General features: G+C 41.4%; 16 protein-coding genes. 12 read left to right on the top strand and 4 right to left on the bottom strand.

Annotation, left to right across the window (positions count from 1 at the left end):
• Window positions 1–4: 4 nt before the first annotated feature.
• Genes ACEXOE_RS01525 through ACEXOE_RS01510 form a run of 4 tightly spaced genes read left to right on the top strand, consistent with a single transcriptional unit; the run spans window position 5 to window position 4,875 of the window.
• Window positions 5–565 carry a D-lyxose/D-mannose family sugar isomerase gene (locus ACEXOE_RS01525; RefSeq protein WP_394746958.1) on the top strand — a complete coding sequence of 187 codons (561 nt, stop codon included), beginning with the start codon at window positions 5–7 and terminating at the stop codon, window positions 563–565.
• Window positions 566–602: 37 nt separating this feature from the next.
• Window positions 603–1,565, top strand: coding sequence for a sugar phosphate isomerase/epimerase family protein (locus ACEXOE_RS01520; protein ID WP_394746957.1), 963 nt, complete (start codon window positions 603–605; stop codon window positions 1,563–1,565).
• A gap of 3 nt (window positions 1,566–1,568) precedes the next feature.
• On the top strand, window positions 1,569–1,994 hold the full coding sequence (locus ACEXOE_RS01515) for a GlcG/HbpS family heme-binding protein (RefSeq protein ID WP_394746956.1): 426 nt from the start codon (window positions 1,569–1,571) through the stop codon (window positions 1,992–1,994).
• Window positions 1,995–2,010: 16 nt separating this feature from the next.
• Window positions 2,011–4,875 (top strand): Kelch repeat-containing protein, encoded by a 2,865-nt coding sequence (locus ACEXOE_RS01510; RefSeq protein WP_394746955.1) that lies wholly within the window; start codon window positions 2,011–2,013, stop codon window positions 4,873–4,875.
• A 35-nt stretch (window positions 4,876–4,910) separates the two neighbouring features.
• Here the strand turns inward: ACEXOE_RS01510 and ACEXOE_RS01505 are convergent, their stop codons facing one another.
• Together ACEXOE_RS01505 and ACEXOE_RS01500 are read right to left on the bottom strand one after the other, a co-directional pair.
• Complete coding sequence (locus tag ACEXOE_RS01505) at window positions 4,911–5,933, bottom strand: adenosine deaminase (RefSeq protein WP_394746954.1); 1,023 nt, start codon at window positions 5,931–5,933, stop codon at window positions 4,911–4,913.
• Between the two features lie 39 nt (window positions 5,934–5,972).
• Window positions 5,973–7,262: an APC family permease gene (locus ACEXOE_RS01500; RefSeq protein ID WP_394746953.1), complete on the bottom strand. Its 1,290-nt coding sequence runs from the start codon at window positions 7,260–7,262 to the stop codon at window positions 5,973–5,975.
• 279 nt (window positions 7,263–7,541) lie between these two features.
• Here ACEXOE_RS01500 and ACEXOE_RS01495 point away from each other — a divergent pair, with 279 nt between their 5' ends.
• Together ACEXOE_RS01495 and ACEXOE_RS01490 are read left to right on the top strand one after the other, a co-directional pair.
• Window positions 7,542–9,380 carry a PAS domain-containing protein gene (locus ACEXOE_RS01495; protein WP_394746952.1) on the top strand — a complete coding sequence of 613 codons (1,839 nt, stop codon included), beginning with the start codon at window positions 7,542–7,544 and terminating at the stop codon, window positions 9,378–9,380.
• Window positions 9,381–9,390: 10 nt separating this feature from the next.
• Window positions 9,391–9,792: a response regulator gene (locus tag ACEXOE_RS01490; RefSeq protein WP_394746951.1), complete on the top strand. Its 402-nt coding sequence runs from the start codon at window positions 9,391–9,393 to the stop codon at window positions 9,790–9,792.
• Window positions 9,793–9,937: 145 nt separating this feature from the next.
• On the opposite strand, the gene ACEXOE_RS01485 is transcribed toward ACEXOE_RS01490, so the two are convergent.
• Window positions 9,938–10,564: an HmuY family protein gene (locus tag ACEXOE_RS01485; protein ID WP_394746950.1), complete on the bottom strand. Its 627-nt coding sequence runs from the start codon at window positions 10,562–10,564 to the stop codon at window positions 9,938–9,940.
• Window positions 10,565–10,583: 19 nt separating this feature from the next.
• The gene (locus ACEXOE_RS01480; RefSeq protein WP_394746949.1) at window positions 10,584–12,662 is read right to left on the bottom strand and encodes a TonB-dependent receptor plug domain-containing protein; all 2,079 of its coding nucleotides are present in this window, start codon (window positions 12,660–12,662) and stop codon (window positions 10,584–10,586) included.
• 136 nt (window positions 12,663–12,798) lie between these two features.
• Here ACEXOE_RS01480 and ACEXOE_RS01475 point away from each other — a divergent pair, with 136 nt between their 5' ends.
• The 6 genes from ACEXOE_RS01475 to ACEXOE_RS01450 all read left to right on the top strand — a co-directional run bounded on the left by ACEXOE_RS01475 (window position 12,799) and on the right by ACEXOE_RS01450 (window position 19,959).
• Window positions 12,799–13,704 carry a DUF6607 family protein gene (locus ACEXOE_RS01475; RefSeq protein WP_394746948.1) on the top strand — a complete coding sequence of 302 codons (906 nt, stop codon included), beginning with the start codon at window positions 12,799–12,801 and terminating at the stop codon, window positions 13,702–13,704.
• A 1-nt stretch (window position 13,705) separates the two neighbouring features.
• The gene (locus ACEXOE_RS01470; protein WP_394746947.1) at window positions 13,706–15,202 is read left to right on the top strand and encodes an ankyrin repeat domain-containing protein; all 1,497 of its coding nucleotides are present in this window, start codon (window positions 13,706–13,708) and stop codon (window positions 15,200–15,202) included.
• A 1-nt stretch (window position 15,203) separates the two neighbouring features.
• On the top strand, window positions 15,204–15,692 hold the full coding sequence (locus tag ACEXOE_RS01465; RefSeq protein WP_394746946.1) for a DUF2271 domain-containing protein: 489 nt from the start codon (window positions 15,204–15,206) through the stop codon (window positions 15,690–15,692).
• A gap of 11 nt (window positions 15,693–15,703) precedes the next feature.
• Window positions 15,704–17,902 (top strand): PepSY domain-containing protein, encoded by a 2,199-nt coding sequence (locus tag ACEXOE_RS01460; protein ID WP_394746945.1) that lies wholly within the window; start codon window positions 15,704–15,706, stop codon window positions 17,900–17,902.
• A gap of 10 nt (window positions 17,903–17,912) precedes the next feature.
• The gene (locus tag ACEXOE_RS01455) at window positions 17,913–18,266 is read left to right on the top strand and encodes a DUF6686 family protein (protein ID WP_394746944.1); all 354 of its coding nucleotides are present in this window, start codon (window positions 17,913–17,915) and stop codon (window positions 18,264–18,266) included.
• A gap of 226 nt (window positions 18,267–18,492) precedes the next feature.
• Window positions 18,493–19,959: a catalase gene (locus ACEXOE_RS01450; protein WP_394746943.1), complete on the top strand. Its 1,467-nt coding sequence runs from the start codon at window positions 18,493–18,495 to the stop codon at window positions 19,957–19,959.
• Window position 19,960: the final 1 nt, after the last annotated feature.

Raw genomic sequence — 19,960 nt, 5'->3', positions numbered from 1 at the left:
AACGATGATAAAATTAGAAGAATTTAAGGAAGTCTGTCAGCAATCGATTGCGATGATTGAGGCTGCAGGATTATTTCTTACTCCTGAAGATAAAGCCCAAATGACGGCAGCTGATTTTGGTCTGAACCACATTAAGAAGGAGGGAGTGCAGATATTGACCCTATTTCAGACCGAGCGAATTGCCGGAAAAATATTGGTGTTGCTACCATATCAAACCGAGCCCGAACATTGGCATCCCACTGTTGGGGATGATGCAGGTAAGGAAGAGGTAATTCGCGCCATCGCCGGAGACCTTTATTTCTATATCCCCGGTGATGATACCATGGAAAAAGGATTTATCGTGGAAGGAAAGGAGAGTTGTTACACCTTAAGACACGAGGTTGAACTTCTTCCGGGAGAACAGCTGGTGCTTCCTGCGGGAACTAAACATTGGTTTCAGGCTGGGGAAAGAGGTGCCGTAATGTATTCTTTTTCTACCACGGTTACAGATCTTCTAGATCAGTTTACTGACCCGGCCGTAGTGCGTAAAACAATAATAGAAGGTGCTCCGGAAAGTTCCTATTAAAGAAAACACAATACACCAACAATAAAGAAAGAAAACAATGATGAAACAAAGCATTATTACTGCTTTTTTGAGTAAGACCCAAGATCGATTTTCTGAATATCAAGAACCCACAGGGCTTCGCGAGCGACTGGAGATTGTACAAAAAATCGATGGTGTTACCGGAGTGGAAATTGTATTTCCCTATGAAACGGAAGAGGCAGTGGCTACCAAGGCACTAATGCAGGAAATGGGATTGGAATTTGCCGCGGTGAATGCCAATATCAAGAAAGAAACCAAATGGGTGCCCGGAGCCTTATCCCGCCCAAACGCACAATTGCGTCAAGATGCCGTACAAATGATCAAAGATGCTAAGGACTATGCTTTGGCCGTAGGAGCCCCATTGGTTACCTGTTGTCCTCTATCCGATGGTTTTGATAACCTATTTCAGGTGGACTATCCCAAAGCGTGGAAAAATATGATCGATGCGGTAGCGGAAGCTGCAGACTATAAACCGGAGATGCCATTATTTATTGAGTATAAGATCAATGAGACTCGCGTAAATTGTCATCTGGATAGTTGTGCCAAGACCATCGTCTTTCTAAAAGAAGTTCAAAATAGCGCTACTGGGATTACGATAGACTTTGGGCATTCACTTCTGGCCAAGGAAAATCCGGCGCAAGTATTGGCCTTGTGCGAGCAGTCCAATGTAGATTACTATTTGCATACCAATGATAATGATTGGCAATTTGATTGGGATCTGATAGGAGGCTCCAGAAATTTTTTACATACAGTCGAATTCTTTTTCTATGCTAAGGAATTTGGCTATGACAAGTACTTCACCGCCGATGCTTCCCCCCGTATTTTTGATATGATCGGCTTTTTTACAGAACATGCGGAAATGAATAAGGCCATTTGGAATATTGTGGAACATCTTGATCGCGATAAATATAGACGTTTAATGCACGAAGAAAAGCATATGGATTTAATGCAACTGGTACGAAAAGAAATTTATAGACTTTAAGATATGCCAAAAGAAATATATCAAATTACCTATGCCGATGCTAAGGCGCTTATGGATGCAGCTACCAGATCGGCGAAAAAACATAAAGTTCCCGGGGCTATTGCTATTGTGGACCGTAATGGAAGTCTTATCCTATTGGAAAGTCTGGACGGTACCATGTGTGGCGCTTCAAAAATCGCTATGGGCAAAGCGGCAACAGCAACAGCTTTTAAGCGGCCCACCATAGATTTGGAACGTGTAATACTAGAAGGGCGCTCCCCCATGCTGAGCTTGGAAGGAGCCACTTCGGAGGCTTATGTACCCCTAAAAGGGGCATATCCCATTATATATAAAGAAGAACTGATCGGAGCCATTGCAGTAGCAGGAACAATGGATGCAGAAATGGATGAGGTAATTGCTCTTGAGGCATTGGATAACAAAGGATGGTAAAACTGTTTTTTAAAGGATGTTACATATAAAAATTATCATAAGTAAACGAATAAGATTGTTTCTCGCTAATGCAGAAGCACTGTTTGCACAGAGTTTTCCGCTTTGGTGTATGGGATTTCTTGTATTGATTCAAGCTTGTGATGATGGAAAAATGAAGGGTTGGCATTGGGAGACGATAACGGCCACAGGTGCTCCAACGGCCAGGCATGAAGCCGGACTTGTGGCTTATAAGGATAAGATCCTACTCATGGGAGGGCGAAGAATTAATCCGACAGATGAATTTGATACCAAAACCAATACCTGGACCGCTAAATCGCCAACCCCGATCGAACTGCATCATTTTCAGCCTGTAGTAGTAGGAGATGCCGTATATCTCGTAGGGGCCATGACAGGGCAGTGGCCCAATGAAAAACCTTTAGACCGGGTCATTGTTTATTACCCTGATAAAGATACCTATGTCTATAGTCATGAAATACCGGAACACAGGCGCAGAGGAGGTGCAGGAGTAGTATATCACAACAAGAAGATTTACATCCTTGGCGGTATTACCAACGGCCACATGGACGGCTACCAAAGTTGGTTGGATGAATATGACCCAGAGACCGGGGAATGGCGCGTTTTGCCAGATGCCCCAGATACGCGAGATCATTTTCAAGCAGTAGTAGCCAATAATAAACTCTACGCATTTGCGGGCCGCAGAACTTCCAAAAGAACAGAACAGGATATGGCCCTGACCAATAGCTATGGCAATACCTATGATTTTGCTACCGGTCAATGGGAAAAGGTTACCCAAAATATGGCTATTCCAACAGAAAGGGCTGGAAACGCCGCCTTCTCCTGGAACAATGAAATTGTTATTGGGGGAGGAGAAAGTTTGGCCCATGAATCGGCTCATAAGGAAGTTGAGGTCTATAATGCAGAAACGGGAACCTGGCATAACTGGCCCTCTTTGCTGGAAGGTAGGCACGGTTCCGGCTTTGCGGTGGTAGGAGACTATGTATACACGGCTTCGGGTAGTGGAAATCGCGGGGGAGGACCCGAACTCACCTCTATTGAACGCCTTAGACTGCCAACGGTATCTCAAGGGAATGCAAAAGAAAGCGCAGATATAGAAACGGTTGTCTATAAGCAGTGGCACACCTTTAGCTTGCCCTTTGAGGGGCCTGAAACATCGGAAACAGCTAAGGACAACCCCTTTCTAAATTATAGATTGAGTACCACCTTTAAACACGCTGATACGACCTATACCATTAGAGGGTTTTATGCAGCAGATGGCAATGCTGCCGAAACCGGAGCGGATAAAGGAAATATTTGGAAAGTCCGCTTTACACCAGATCGCATAGGAGAATGGAAGTATGCTGCCGTATTGCACCATGAAGACAGTATTGCTCTAAAGTCTGATTTGACCAAGGGAACCACAATCAAAATGCCAAATAACGAAGGCGTATTCTATGTGACAAATTCTGATCGGGATGGGGTGGATTTTAGAGCAAAAGGCCGTCTTCATGCCTTTAAAGGCTATTATCGTTTCCAGGGCACGGAACAATATTGGATGAAAGGGGGGACCAACAGCCCCGAGAATCTGTTGGGTTATGTAGATTTTGATGATACGTATCGGATGCAAGCTTCCAGTAGGGAGGGGGAGGCCAGTACCACTGAAGAAATCCATAAGTATATGGCCCATCGTAACGATTGGAAGACTGGAGATCCAAGTTGGCAGAATGGTAAGGGAAAGTCTTTGATAGGCGCCTTAAATTATTTGGCTTCGAAAGGAATGAATTCTGCGTATTTCTTAACGATGAATATTTTGGGAGATGGCAAGGATGTGTGGCCATACGTGGATCCTACAGATGTTACGCGTTTTGATGTGAGCAAGTTGGCCCAGTGGGAAATCGTATTTCAACATATGCAAACAAAGGGAATTCTATTGCATATGGTATTGCAGGAAACCGAGAATGAAACCATGTTGGATCATGGAAATACGGGGGCCATGCGGCAATTGTACTTCAATGAAATGATTACGCGTTTTGGCCACCATCTGGCTTTGAACTGGAATTTAGGGGAGGAAAATGGCCCGGCTTCCTGGACACCCATCGGTCAGAACGACCGTCAACGAAAAGATATGGCCAAATATATTAAGGAAACCGATCCCTATAAACATCCTGTGCTACTGCATACACATTCGCACGATCCCTTGAGAAAAGATATCCTTGATTCCATCAGTGGATACCAATACCTCGATGGACTATCCCTGCAACAGGATAAGAGAGAAATGGCTTCGGTAGTAGTGGATACTTGGAAAAGAAAATCCCAGGAAAAAGGACATCCATGGCTCATTACCATGGACGAAATAGGCATGTGGCATACTGCGGCATTAACAGATGTTGAGGATCCCGATCACAATACGTTAAGACAGTATGCGCTCTGGGGAACCTTATTATCCGGAGCGGCAGGAGTGGAATGGTATTTTGGAGCTAGGCATCCCCATAACGATTTAACTTCTGAAGATTGGCGTCAACGAGATCGGCTCTGGGAATTAACTAAGCACGCCATTGGTTTTTTTACGGAACATTTACCCTATTGGGAGATGAAGCCTTCGCATGAAAAAGTCAATATAAAGGAAGCTTATTGTTTCATGAAGGAAGAGCAGGTATATGCCCTATATCTCCCCAAAGTTATTGGAGCGACCCTTGATTTGCGCCATATAAAGGGAGAATTTGAAATACGCTGGTTTGATCCTCTGAATGGAGGAGAGTTGCAAAGAGGGTCTTTAACATCTGTCAAAGCAGGTCGTGTAGTTGCATTGGGAAATCCACCTATACGAACAATATCTTCTGATTATAAGGATTGGGTGTGTCTGGTGAAAAGAGTTACTGATTAAAGAAAATCAACCTATTGTAACGTCTGTTGTGGGAGCTAAGAATGTTTCGCATAATAGTGCTCTACCTCCGCTAAGTATTTCTCTTTTTTCTCCTTGGACAACCAACTTGCCGCGAAGCTGTTTTTTACCAAATCCGTGATTTGCCGTTTTGAAAGCTTAAGCGCCTGGGCAATGCCTAAATAATTGGCATTCATATATCCCCCAAAATAGGCGGGATCATCGGAGTTTACCGTAACCAGTACATTTTTATCCATCATTTTTACAATGGGATGATCTTTTAGATCGGGAACAACTTTAAGTTCTAGGTTAGATAAGGGGCATAGCGTTAAGGGCATTTGCATTTGAGCCAGATGCTTCAGCAGTTCGGGGTCTTCCATAGCACGATTTCCATGATCTATTCTATTTACTTTAAGAAGGTCCAGAGCTTCCCAAATATAGGATGCAGGCCCTTCTTCCCCGGCATGGGCCACAACTAAAAAGCCTGCTTCCCTTGCCTTGGCAAATACCCTTTCGAATTTGGAAGGAGGATTGCCCAGCTCCGAAGAATCCAGGCCAATGCCCGCTATCCAATCCTTGTACGGTAGGGCCTCTTCCAAGGTCTTAAATGCCGAAGCCTCATCCAGATGTCGTAGAAAAGATAGGATGAGCCTGTAACTGATACCCCATTTTTTTTCACCATCTTCTAAGGCACGGTGTATTCCCTGAATGACCTTATCAAATGGAATGCCCCGATCAGTATGGGTTTGAGGATCAAAAAATAACTCGGTATGCACTACATTTTCCCGATGTATTTGCGATAGATACGCCCAGGTGAGTTCATAAAAATCCTCTTCTTGTATCAGTACATTGGCCCCGGCATAATAGATGTCCAAAAATTCCTGAAGATTGTTGAAACGATAGGCCTCTTTTAATTCTTGGACACTGTTGTATGCTATTTTCTTTTCGTTGCGTTGGGCTATTTTAAACATAAGTTCAGGCTCAAAAGTGCCTTCAATATGCAAGTGGAGTTCTACTTTGGGAATTCCTTGTATAAATGCTTCGAGGGTAGGGCTGGACATGAGCGATGGATATTTAAAATTATACGAAGATAAAAAAAGCTATAGCTTCTTAATTTTTTCAGCGGATAAAAAATAGGTGATGACCCCCGTGGCAATGAATCCAAGGCCAATGAGACTTTCCTTGGGTCTTTCAAATAGCATATAACCCAATATCCATATACTAAACAGTACAAAGGCAATTTGAAGAAAAGGTTTTAAGGGACTTTTAAATGCTCCTTTTCTTCCTTTTAACCAAAAGAGGGAGGCTACCGTCAGTGTTCCCATCAATTGTAACACAAAGCTTGCGTATAACATAACCTCCTCAAACGTGCCTGTTAGGGTGAGGATAATACTAATAAAGGCCTGTAACCACAGTGCCCGAACGGGGATGCCGTTTTTATTTTTCTTGGCAATAGGCTTCCATAACGAATGGTCTTTGGCCATAGCAAAACTAACTCTCGATCCGATCCATAGATATCCACTTACCGTGGCAATAAGTTGTATAGCAATAAAATAACTTACCCAATTCCCTCCAGTGGTGCCCAGTAAATTTTTGAAACTGATAAAGGCCACTTCCACCTTTCCGCTAAGTTGATCTGCCGATGCATGTTTTAAAAAAATAAATTGCAACAGCACATAGAGTCCCGTGACCAAAACCGTTCCTAAGATCAGCGCTTTGGGGAGATGGCGTCGGGGGTCTTCTATTTCATCAACAATATAGGCAGCGGAATTCCATCCGGTATACGCATAGGTGACGTACAAAAGCGATACTGCAAAACCCGGAAGAAGAATTTCATTTTTCCAAGAGCTACTGAAGTCAATAGCGTTTTCTTGGGCCGGAATGTAATAAAGCCCCAGGATGATTAAAATAAGAATGAATCCTATTTTGATCAAAGTTGACATATTCTGAAACCGTTCGCTTTGACCTAGGGTTATAGAATGAACCGCAGTTAGCAGCAAAATAATAAAAACGCCGAACCCATCCGTAAACAATTGCGGATTAATAGGTTGTAAGTATCCCTTCATGGCCATTACCGCTATGGCAATCGGAGCCGTAAAACCAACAGTGAGCGATATCCAAGCGTATACATAACCTATTAGGGGATGCAATAATTTGGAAAGAAAGACATAATCGCCCCCGGATTCATCAAAATTAGTGCCCAGTTCCGCATAGGTAAAGGCCCCGATCAGAGCAAAAGAACCTCCTAACAACCAGATAAGTAGTATACTCCATGTATTCTGAATATCAACTAGTTGATATCCTAAACTTGTAAACACTCCAGTGCCGATCATATTGGAAATCACCAAAGCAGCGGCTGTTTTCCAACCTATCTTGTATTTTGTTTTCATACCCTTATTCCTTGGCCATATACCCAGTCTAAAAATACAGGTTTTGCCATTATTATTTTCTTTTTGTTATGAGAAGGGAGGAAGATCGGCGAAGAAGGAATAGGAATAGTAGTGCTTGCATCTTGGAGCAATTATGGGCGACCAGGAATTGATGGAATTTCCACACTTTTTGTGTAAAAGATAAAAAATTTGGATTTATACGATAAAATTTATATAATTTAAAGAAAAAACTTACGTTTGTTAAAGGAATAACGCAATTTTTATCTTAAAACCAGGAGCTTGGAGGTACTATCCGTTAATTTTTTGATCAAAGATTCCCCGACGGCGGTAGCTATTCTGGATAAGAACATGTGTTTTCTTTGCCACTCCAAGATTTGGATTCAAGAATTAAAAATCCTTGATCACAATATTATAGGAAAGCCCTACAGGGAAGTACTTCCGCATACACCTCCAGAACTTCTTGCCATCTTAAAAGAGTGCTTGGAGGGAGAGACGAGTATGAACCAGGGTAAAAAGTTTCTTTGCGAAGATGGTGGGATGCAATGGTTAAAATGGAAAATAAATCCTTGGAAGTCAGAGGATGGAAGCATAGGAGGGATAATTGTTATTCTCGAAGATATCACGGAAGAAAAGCGTATAGAAAACCTTTTATTGAAAGCCCAAAGGGTAGCTCGTATTGGTGGATGGGAAATGGATCTTACCTCAAACCAGCTCTTTTGGACGGAAGTGACCAAGGAAATCCACGAAGTTGATCCCGATTTTGTACCTACCTTGGAAACAGGAATCGAGTTTTATAAAAAGGGAGCAGATCGGGAAAAAATAGAATTACTGGTTAGTGAATGTATCGCTACCGGAAAACCTTGGGATACCGAATTAAAAATTGTAACGGCAAATCAAAATGAGATTTGGGTCAGGGCAAAAGGAGAGGCAGAGTTTATTGAAGGGAAATGTGTTCGCCTTTTTGGCATTTTTCAGGATATTGATAAAAAGAAAAGAGATGAATTGGAATACTCGGCGATTTCCGAACGCCTGAAAATTGCCACCAAAGCAGCGCGAGTGGGAATTTGGGAATACAATTTGTCTGAAAATATCTTTATTTGGGACGAGAATATGTATCCGCTTTACGGTATTCAGAAAGAGGATTTTTCCGGGTTTTTTAAAGATTGGAAATCAAAATTACATCCGGAGGATCAAGAAAGGTGTCAACGCGAGATTAAGGTAGCTTTAAAAGGAAATCAAGAATTTAAGACGGAGTTTAGAATTGTGTTGCCCAATAAAAAGGTAAGGCATATTAAAACGGAATCTACGATTCAGCGCGATGAAAAGGGAAAAGCATTGAGTTTCATAGGAACCAATTGGGATATTACCTTGATCAAAGAAGCCGAGATACAATTGAAAAACCTATTGTCGATCACAAAAAAGCAGAATGAGAACCTCCGGAATTTTGCCCATATTGTTTCTCATAATTTAAGATCACATTCTAGCAATCTCTCTATGCTTACCGGATTGCTTTTGCAATATGGAAATCCTGTAGAAGATAAGGATATAGACATTGAAGAATATAAGAGTGTGCTCAACATGCTGAAGGGGGCTTCAGAAAGTCTGGATGAAACTATATTTCACTTAAACGAGGTTGTCCAGATAAAGACCAATATTGAAGAAAAAATGGAAGATGTTCCCCTGCTCTCTGCAATAAAGAGCGTGGAAAACAATGTCATAGTTGCGCTTAATAAAAAGAACGCGCGTTGCAGAATTCATGTAGACAAGAAGTTGTACGTGCGTGCTGTACCTGCTTATTTGGACAGTATTCTTTTAAACCTGTTTACCAATGCCATAAAATATAGCCATCCGAACAAGGTACTTGAAATTGAGATTGCTACGGCAATTACACCACATGGCATTGATTTGCATTTTAGGGACAATGGGCAGGGAATTGATTTGGAAAGGCATGGGAAAAAGATTTTTGGCATGTATAAAACCTTTCATAATCATAAGGATGCCAGGGGTATTGGACTATTTATTACGAAAAATCAAATTGAAGCCATGAATGGTCAAATAACTGTGGAAAGTACCGTAGGAGTTGGGAGCACCTTTAGCTTGAGTTTTACAGAATCTTAGAACGATTGAAATGAAAAATTTGGAGAGCACATGCATCATAGACGATGATGAACTTTTTGTCTTTGGGGTTAAATTATTAATGCGGAAGATGAAAGCCTTTGGAAGTTTACGTGTATACGCCAATGGTCAGGAAGCCCTTAAAAGTCTCAGGGAGATGCTAGAGAAGGGTGAAAAATTGCCGGACTTGTTTTTTCTGGATTTAAATATGCCGATTATGGATGGCTGGGAGTTTTTGGAAAGTTTTAAAAAAATTCCTCAGGAAGATAGAAATCACATTACGTTATTTGTGGTGAGTTCTTCTGTAGATCCTGAAGATTTGCAAAAGACGAAACAGTATGAACTGATCAAAAACTATATTTTAAAACCAATTACGGTACACGATTTGGAAGAAGTGCTCTCTCAAGTGGCTTAGCTTTCAACTACTTGTTGTAGCCAAAATAACAGGACAGAATTATATTTTAATCTAGATAAAAACCCACCAATCATGGTGGGTTTTTGGGCATAACAAACGAATTAAAAAAGAGGTCTCAACTCCTCATCATAAATCCCCCGTCTCTTTATTCCAAAGATGTCTCCCCTTCATTGGGGTTGTATACATAATTGAAGCTATAGTATCTTGGAGCATCCGACTGTGGATCTGGATTGGCCGGTGCGTTTTCATAGTAACTCAATACTTCAACTTTGGCATATCTACCATCACGAGTTCTAAAGACCAATACTTTTCCTGGAATCGGCGATATAATGTTGGTCATAAAATTGTAATTGTACCATCCATTATCGCTTCCTGTAGGAATAGCAAATGATGCATCCGAATCTTGATCAAAACTTAGTCCTTGCGCAGTAGTAACGCTAGCAAATGTACCGGAAACGATCGTTGCCCCCGCATTCCCATTTCTGGAGGGTTCATCGGCTGTTCCTGTCACCGTACCTCCGTTCACAGCGATGGTAGTTCCCCTAAAGGCAATATCCCAATCCGCATCGCTTGTGGTAGCACGGCCTGTGGCAAAATCAAATTTTGCAAAATCCCCGCCCACGGGCTGCCCTTGCCCTCCGGTTTGGGGCGCACTTATGTTAGATACAAGCTGTGCTTGCACGGGGTCTGGGGTTGAAGTGCCATCATCATCGCTAGAACAAGATGTACCTATCATGGCCAACATAGTTAAAAGTAAGATTCCTTTTTTCATTGTAAATTGTGTTTAAATATTAGAATTGATAATTAAGTTTTACATACCCTTGTATCCCGGGTAGCGAGGGAATATTATTATCGGTGTAATCAAATAGATTGTTGGCGCCTATTTGCACTACAAAGCTTTTATACAATGTTTTGCTGGCGGCAATATTTGCCGTGAGATATCCATCCACAAAACTTGTGTCATAAATATCGATCAACCCATTCCCATTGGTATCGAACTGGGCATATTTACTACGGTATAAAAGCCTTAGGTTAATATTGGCGTGTACCACTCTTGAACCGGAGGCATCCGGCTTGGCAATGTCGTAGAATAGCTTAAGGTTGGCATTGTGTCGTGATCTATTTACAAGACCGAAGTAATCGGAACGGCTGACTACTATAGTTTGGTTGGTTTCTGGATCTCGGGCAAAGACCTCGCCGTTCCGAACTTCGGCTTCTCTTGTCTTATCGAAAGCATAGAGCAATTGATATCCACCATATAGGCCAATGTCTTTTGAAAGTTGATAGCTTAAGTTGACTTCGACCCCTGTGGTATATATTTCATCGAAATTCACATAGCTGAAAACATTTTGTCCATTCGTTTTTCGAGCAATGATTCGGGTATCAATGAGATTGTCAAAATCATTTCTAAAGAGATTTAATTCCGTATTCCATTTCCCTTTTTTGTAGGTCATCCCAAGATTATAGCCAATAGAACTCTCCGCTTCCAGTGGATCTTGAAGCTCACTTTCTGGAACAACGACATCCACTATCTGCCCCTGGTCTTGCAGTTCAGCCAGTTTTTCCAAGGCAACATTGTACCCCAAAACCGTGTATCCTACGGCAGAATTGGTAAAATCAAAATAAAGCTGTCTAAAATCAGGAGCCTTAAAACCATAACCAATGGAGGCTTTGGCGGCTATATGATCTGTAATCTTATAACGCAAGGCCAATTTTGGGCTAAATTGATTGCTGTACTCCGAATGATTGTCAAAACGACCCCCAAGGATGAGATTTAATTTTTTTAAGGGGTTTAGATCGTATTGGGCATAGATATATTGTGAATTGAAGCGCACCCTATTGTCAAAGAAAGTTCGGTCGAGCTCGTCATATTGAAAACCTGTTCCCAAGGTTAAAACACCTGCTTTTGTAAAGGTGTAGTTGCCTCGAATCTCTGGCCTTAAGAGTTTTTGGTCAAAGTCGCTATTCGTCAACAAGTCGTCGTTAATGGGATCTGTAAGTTGTTCATTGGCTTTGTAATTGGTGTAGTATAGCTCATAGGATGCAGTAAACTTTTCACTCCAGGAATGGTCTAATTTGGTATGGAGATTCCACTCCTTCTCTTCGCTGTCCCCTTCAAAACGCGTATCGTTCAGGGTAAAACCGGCCTCTTGTACCTGATTATAAAATCGTATAGAGTTAGATAAAGAAAGACGGTCATCAAAATCATAATACAACCTTCCATTAACGGTATAGTTTTCAAAGGGATTTACGGTTTGTCCCTCTACATTGGGGTTTAGGTCATAACCTTCACTGGAGAAACGGTTGGCAAATACGGCATACCGAAACTTTTTAATACGCTGTTTAAGGTCAAGGTTGATATCCTGTTGCGTAAAACTGCCAATACGATACGAGAGGGTACCCCGAACTTCTTCCGTTTTTGGTTTTTCTGTAATGATATTAATGACACCTCCTAGAGCTTCACTACCATATAGGCTGCTGGAAGGGCCTTTGACGACCTCTATTTGTTTAATGTTGCCCACAGTGAGTCTACTGAGGTCAAAATTTCCTGCGCTGCGTCCAACAAGAGGCACACCATCGATCAAAATCAATATGTAATCTGAGGCAATGCCTTGAATTTGCACTCCTTCAAAACCACTCTCATCCGCTACAGTAATGATGCCCGTCTGTTCATTCAGGATTTCATTGAGGCGTACTGTTCCGGATTGAAGAATACGGCTTTTCTTGATCAATGTTACAGGTAGGGGTAAGGAAGAAAGCTGACGCGATGTCCTCGTGGCCGTGAGTACAACTTCATCCAGAAAGGTGGTCTTTGTAGAATCTGATCTTTTTTCTTGTGATGAAACTTTTATAAAAAATAAAAATAACATACAGATAGACAACAATTTAGGTTTCATATTATTTAGAATGGTTCTTAATAGATTGCAAATATATAGATTATTCTTATTTAGAATAAATAAAAATAACTATTTTTGTCCTGATAATTTTAAACAAAACCAGTACACAATGAAAACAACATTCCTTACTTCGTTTGCACTTATTATGTTATGCACAGTGCAGGCACAACGTAAAAAGAAACAGGACGCCCAAGCCATAAAAAAAATGTGCGGCTGCTATGAAGTCACCTTTAATTTTGCCGAGACCTTTAATTACAGTAATGATTCTTTATACAGACCTTCCAAAACAAAAACAGATAGGGGGTTGGAATGGGCGCAATTGGTCGTGGATGAAAAAGACAAAGTTTCCATTCAGCATCTATTACAGGTAGGAAATCCAAGTGCACCTTATATTGTGAAACACTGGAGGCAGGATTGGCTCTTTGAAAACCAAGACTTTTACACCTACAATGGAGACAATCATTGGAATTATACCAAAAAGGACAAAGCAGATGTCAAAGGGCAATGGACGCAAAAAGTATATCAGGTAGATGATAGTCCACGGTACGAAGGGTCGGCAACTTGGATACATGTAGATGGGAAGAGTTATTGGGAGAATACTACGGATGCTCCCTTGCCTAGGAGAGAATATACGACGCGTAGCGATTACAATATTACCCAAAGGGGAAATCGTCATGAGATTACCTCCAATGGATGGGTGCACGATCAGGATAATGCCAAAATAATCCGGGAAAATGGCAAATCGGATGTGTTGGTTGCCAAGGAAAAAGGATACAATACCTATGAACGTGTTCCCGATAGTCGCTGTAAAGCTGCGGCAGATTGGTGGAAGGAACATCAGGATAAATGGGCTATGGTCCGTGCTAAATGGACCGAAGTATATGCCAGGAACGAAGATTTATCGCTGGAAGCGAAAGTAGATAATAAGGCCTTGTACAAACACCTTTTTACAGAGGACTATCAAGCAGCCAATGACATCGATGCCCTTATAGAATCTTTCGTAAAAAAACCATAAGATGAAGCACATCCCTATTTTATCCATGGCCTTGTTGCTCTTCATGAGCATGACGATGGCCGCTCAAAACAATACATTTTTGGAACGTTCCTATTGGAAAGCAAATCCCAGTATTGCCCAAGTACAGGAAGATATGTCTGCTGGACATGATATTACTGCAATGACAAGCTCAGCCTTTGATCCCGTTTGTTGGGCCATATTGGAAAAAACCAATATGGAGACTATTAAATTTCTTTTAGAGCAACCGGGAAATGGCCCTAACAAAAAAACACATGATGGGCGTACCTATATCTTCTGGGCGGCCTACAAGAATAACTTGGAATTGATACAGCATCTGGTGGATCTAGGTGCGAGGACAGATTTAAAAGATAGTCACGGCTACTCCCTACTTAATTTTGCAGCAGTCACCGGACAACAAAATCAGGCGTTGTATGACTTTTGTATTGCCAGAGGGGCCAACCCCAAAGTAGAGAAAAACAATGACGGTGCCAATGCCTTGTTATTGGTAGCTCCATTTTTAGAGGATGAGAGTCTTATTGACTACTTCACGGCAGCTGGCATTGATTTACACGCTGTGGATCACAAAGGAGATGGGATCTTTAATTATGCCGCAAAAAAGGGAAATACCAGCGTACTTGATCTTCTCATTAAAAAAGGAGTCGCCTATAAAAAACGGAATGCAGAAGGGGGCAATGCTTTTATCATGGCGAGTCAGGGTACACGAAATAGTTCAAACACTTTAGAAACCTATAAATATTTAGAAGCTTTGGGATTAGAACCTAATATAGTTACGGACAATGGATTTACACCGTTGCACGCCTTGGCGTACAGAAATACAGATTTGGAAATTTTCAATTATTTCATTGAAAAAGGAGTTGGTGTAGATCAACCCGATATCAATGGAAATACAGCTTTTAGCAATGCTTCGTATCGAAATGATTTGGAAAGTATTGTTTTTTTGGCAAGACATAGCAAAGCTATTAATGCGGCCAATAAAAAAGGAGTAACTCCCTTAATGCGGGCCGTGCATAGAAATACCGTTGAGGTTGTGGAGTTTTTATTGAAAGAAGATGCAGATGCTTTTGCAAAGGATGCCACAGGAAATACGTTGACCTATTATCTTATACAATCTTATGATAAGAGAAAACCTAAAATTTTTGATCAAAAATTGGCCCTGTTGAAAGCCAAAAAGCTAGATTTTAAGGTTGCCCAAGCCGATGGAAACAGTTTATGGCATTTGGCCGTCAAAGAAAATGATATGGGGCTTTTGAAGAAAATAGCGCTGTTGAATATTCCTATAAACATCAGGAATACTGATGGAAATACACCTTTGCACTTAGCTGCGATGAAGGCCAAGAACAAAGAGATTTTAGAACTTCTATTGGCAAAAGGAGCGGATAAAAGTATCAAAACAACATTTGAGGAATCGGTCTACGATCTGGCTTCGGAAAATGAATTGTTGCAAAAGAATGGCTTGACTTTAAATTTCTTAAAATAACATGAAATCTATATTTAAAATAGTACCGATTATAGGGCTTACTGCGCTCTTGGTATCGGCTTTTGCCCAAGCTCCAGGGAAGGTGGCTGTAAAATGTTTGATTCAAATGGTAAATTATACCGGAGAAGGAGCTTATGTTGTGGTTTCTTTGATCAATCCAGAGGGAGCTTATGAAGAAACCCTCTATGTACAAGGACAGGATAAGGAATGGTATAGTGATATTACGGAATGGTGGAAGTTTTACGGAAAACGCAGACTGGATATTGATGCTATTTCAGGAGCAACAATTGGTGGGGGAGAGCGTACTGTTAGCATAATTCAGGTACCAAAAGATAAGATCGATCAAGGGTATAGTATTCGCTTCGAAACGGCAGTGGAGGATCAGGAATACTATGTTGAAGATGTTCAAATTCCTTTGACCACAGAGAATTTGAAAACGAAAAAAGAAGGAAAAGGGTTTATTCGTTATGTTAGGACGATGTCCAATTAATTGTTGCTTTCATGACCCTTTCCTTCTGGCGATATAGCCACCTTTTGTTAGCGATAAGCGCATCCCTCTTTTTGGTTTTGGCATCTGTTAGCGGGGCTATACTTGCTTTTGAACCCATATCGGATGCCCTCCGACCCTATCATGTGGCAGAAATAAAGGAGGTAACTGCGGCCAATGTTATAGAAGTACTTCAAGAGAAGTACGGGGAGGTGTTGGAGATAAAACGTACTTCTGCTCATGCCGTAATTGCCACTGTAGTTACGAAAGAAGGGAATAGTACATCATTTTATGTGTACCCCTTAAATGGGGAAATCCTGGGGGAAGTCAAGGGAAAATCGCCTTTTTTTACTTTTGTCACGAATTTGCACCGTTCACTTTTCTTAAAAAGTACAGGGCGTTTTTTTGTGGGTTTGATTTCTTTGCTCCTATGCTTTATTGCCGTCACGGGCATGTTGCTCCTTCTTCAGCGTCAAGGAGGGGTACGCAAATTTTTCTCTAAGGTGAAGGATACGGATTTTGCACAACGCTATCACGTCATTTTTGGAAAATGGCTTTTTATGCCTATTCTCATTATTGCAGCCACGGGAGTCTATCTGTCTCTGGAAAAGTTTTCGGTACTGCCTTCAGAGAATATCCAGCATCAATGGGACTTTAACTCGGCAGCCGGTAATACGGTAATCCCAGTCTCCCAAATGGAAGTTTTTAACGAAGTGGACTTGGGCGAATTACGTAGCCTGAGTTTCCCCTTTTCCGAGGATCCGGAGGATTATTATCAGATGGCGCTTAAAGATAGGGAGCTGTTGGTCCATCAGTATACCGGGGAAATTGTAAGTGAAATAGCCTACCCCTTTACCAAACTTGCTTCAGATGTAAGTTTGAAATTACACACGGGACAGGGAAGTGTGCTATGGTCAGTGGTATTATTTCTTGCCAGTATAGGGCTACTTTTTTTTATCTATTCTGGTTTTGCCATGTTGGTAAAAAGAAGAAGAAAATCCCGGCACTTAGGTTTGGTGTCTTCTCGGGAAAACAGCGAATTTATCATATTGGTAGGCTCTGAAACGGGAAATACCTTTGAAATGGCAAAAATATTTTGCAAAGCACTGCAAGATGCTGGAAAAACAGTATTTCTGTCCACTTTAAATCAGTATACCACCTATGCAAGGGCAAAGCATCTCATTGTTTTTACGGCGACCTATGGAGATGGAGACCCTCCGAGCAATGCAAGAAAATTTGAAGAATTGTTCCCTCTTGTAAAACCTAAGGGGCCTTTGCAATTTGCGGTGGTGGGTTTAGGTTCCCGGGAGTATCCTAATTTTTGTCATTTCGCCATTAAGATAGATACGCTTTTGCGAGAGCATCCGAGTTTTAAACCAATCTTACCACTGTTTAAAATACATGAGCAATCTCAGAGCGGATGGGAAAACTGGAAAAGGCAATGGACCCAAAGTTTGGAGCTATCCTTGACCTTTGAGGGATTGCCTGCGCAAAAAAAGAAGCAAAGCTTAGAAAAGTTTGTAGTGATAGGCCGAAGCGATTTGAATGTTGATGATACCTTTTTGTTGGAGCTTCGGCCCAAGAGAAGTCCAACATTTCAATCGGGAGATCTTTTAGGCGTTTTGCCAAAAGGAGAAAAACGGGAGCGACAGTATTCCATTGCCAAAAAGGAAGGTCATATTGTATTGAGTATAAAGAAGCACTCTCATGGAATTTGTTCTTCCTTTTTAAATGAAATAAACCGTGGGGAAGAAGTAATGGCGACCCTAACGGACAACCAAAAGTTTCATTTTCCAGAAGAGGCTCCTGCTACGGTTTGTATTGCCAACGGAACGGGTATAGGGCCTTTTCTGGGTATGATTGCGGAAAACAAAACCCAGACTCCCATTCATTTATTTTGGGGAGGCCGTACCAAGAAATCTTGGGAATTATATGGAGAACAATTGGATTGGGCCATCTCCAAAAAACAGCTGGTAGCATACCAAATAGCATATTCTCAGGAACCTCCAAAACAGTATGTTCAGGCTATATTGCTAAGGGAAGGGCCTTTTTTGGCAAAAACACTTGCCGATGGCGGAATCTTTATGATTTGTGGATCCTTGGCCATGCAGGATAGTGTATTGCTTGTTTTGGAAGAGATCTGCAAAAAGTACTTGAATAGGGAATTAAACGAATTTGAACATAAAGGACAGTTGTTGATGGACTGTTATTAAACGAAAATAGATGTGTAGTCAGGTAAAAACAATAGCAAAAAATGGGTATGGACAACTTTCTTTCTGTAGAAGTTGTAATGTGTTTCATTTAACCTTTAACAATATTTATATTGAATTTACCACAGGAGAAATGGAGGCTTTTCAAAAGTTTGTTAGGGGTATAGATGTGGAGTATTGGGAAACCAGATATGATCAAATGCCTGTGGAACGCAAAATACCCATACAAACCATGCAACACAACCTTTCCATGATTTTTAATAAACAGGAATTGGAAGCTCTTAAGGATTTGGTTTTGGAACGTACAACAAAACCTTTTTCCAAGATCGGAACTTTGGATATTGATTATATTTTTTTCCTGAATTGATCTCCTTGAAAAGAGCGTATTTGCTACCCTCGTAGGATCTCTTTAACAGTTGAAAGGCTCATTATCTACTCAAAAAAAAATATCACATACAAGAAAAACAATAGCAAAATAAAATATTTCTATCGTCTAATTTAATTAAAGTTAGTAATCCTTACTATTTTTGCATAAACGTTGATAAACAACGAATGGAGCAAAAGCAATTGTAAAACAATAAAACTTTAAGATTATGGACGACCGTCAAAACAAGCTGACATCGGTATCGGGAAAGCCGATTTCAGAGAATCAAAATGTACAAACTGCAGGTAGGAGAGGGCCCATGTTGCTCCAAGATGTTTGGTATTTGGAAAAAATGGCGCATTTTGATAGAGAAGTCATACCGGAACGCAGAATGCATGCCAAAGGATCTGGGGCCTATGGGACATTTACAGTGACTCACGATATCTCCAAGTATACCAAAGCCAAGATTTTTTCTGAAATTGGTAAGAAGACCGATTTATTTGTGCGTTTTTCCACCGTGGCCGGAGAAAGAGGGGCGGCAGATGCCGAGCGAGATATCAGAGGCTTTGCCGTAAAATTTTATACGGAGGAAGGCAACTGGGATCTGGTGGGAAATAATACCCCAGTATTTTTTATGCGTGACCCGTATAAGTTTCCCGATTTGAACAAAGCGGTAAAAAGAGACCCCAGGACCAATTTGCGCAGTGCCAATAATAATTGGGATTACTGGACGCTCTTACCTGAGGCCTTGCACCAAATCACAATGACCATGAGTGAGCGGGGTATCCCAAAATCCTACCGTCATATGAATGGCTATGGAAGTCATACCTTTAGTCTGATCAATGAAAACAATGAACGATTTTGGGTGAAGTTTCACCTGAAAACTGCCCAAGGAATAGCAAACCTGACCGATCAGGAATCCGAGACGCTCATCGGAAAAGATAGGGAAAGTCATCAAAGGGATTTATTTGACGCTATTGAAACTGGCAATTTTCCAAAGTGGAATTTAAAAATCCAGATTATGAGTGAATCTCAGGCTAGGGCACACCCTAGTAACCCTTTTGACCTTACCAAGGTGTGGGAGCATGCAACTTACCCCTTGATGGATGTTGGAGTGCTAGAATTGAACAAGAACCCTGAGAATTATTTTGCAGAAGTAGAACAGGCTGCTTTTAATCCGGCAAATGTAGTACCCGGGATTGGATTTTCCCCAGATAGAATGCTTCAGGGGCGCTTATTTTCGTACGGGGATACACAGCGTTACAGATTGGGGGTAAATCACTATCAAATTCCCGTAAATGCGCCACGATGTCCCTTTCACAATCATCATAAAGATGGCGCTATGCGAATAGATGGTAATGGGGGAGGTAGCGTGCATTACGAACCGAACAGCTATGGGAAATGGCAAGAGCAAAAGGCATTTCAGGAACCTCCATTGGAGTTGGAGGGTGCGGCCGATCATTGGGATTTTAGGGCAGATGATGAGGATTACTTTACACAACCTGGGAATTTATTTCGTATGATGAACCCCTTGCAACAACAGCTATTGTTTGAGAATACGGCACGAAGTGTTGGGGGTGCGGAACAGTTTATTCAGAAAAGACATATTGTGCACTGTTATAAGGCCGATCCGAACTATGGAAAAGGCGTGGCAAAAGCATTGGGAATTGGAATCGGGGATGTGGACCTGAGCTAAA

The organism is Spongiimicrobium salis (assembly GCF_043678055.1).
Classification (GTDB): Bacteria; Bacteroidota; Bacteroidia; order Flavobacteriales; family Flavobacteriaceae; genus Spongiimicrobium; species Spongiimicrobium salis.
This window is presented reverse-complemented; position numbering and strand designations above follow the sequence as displayed.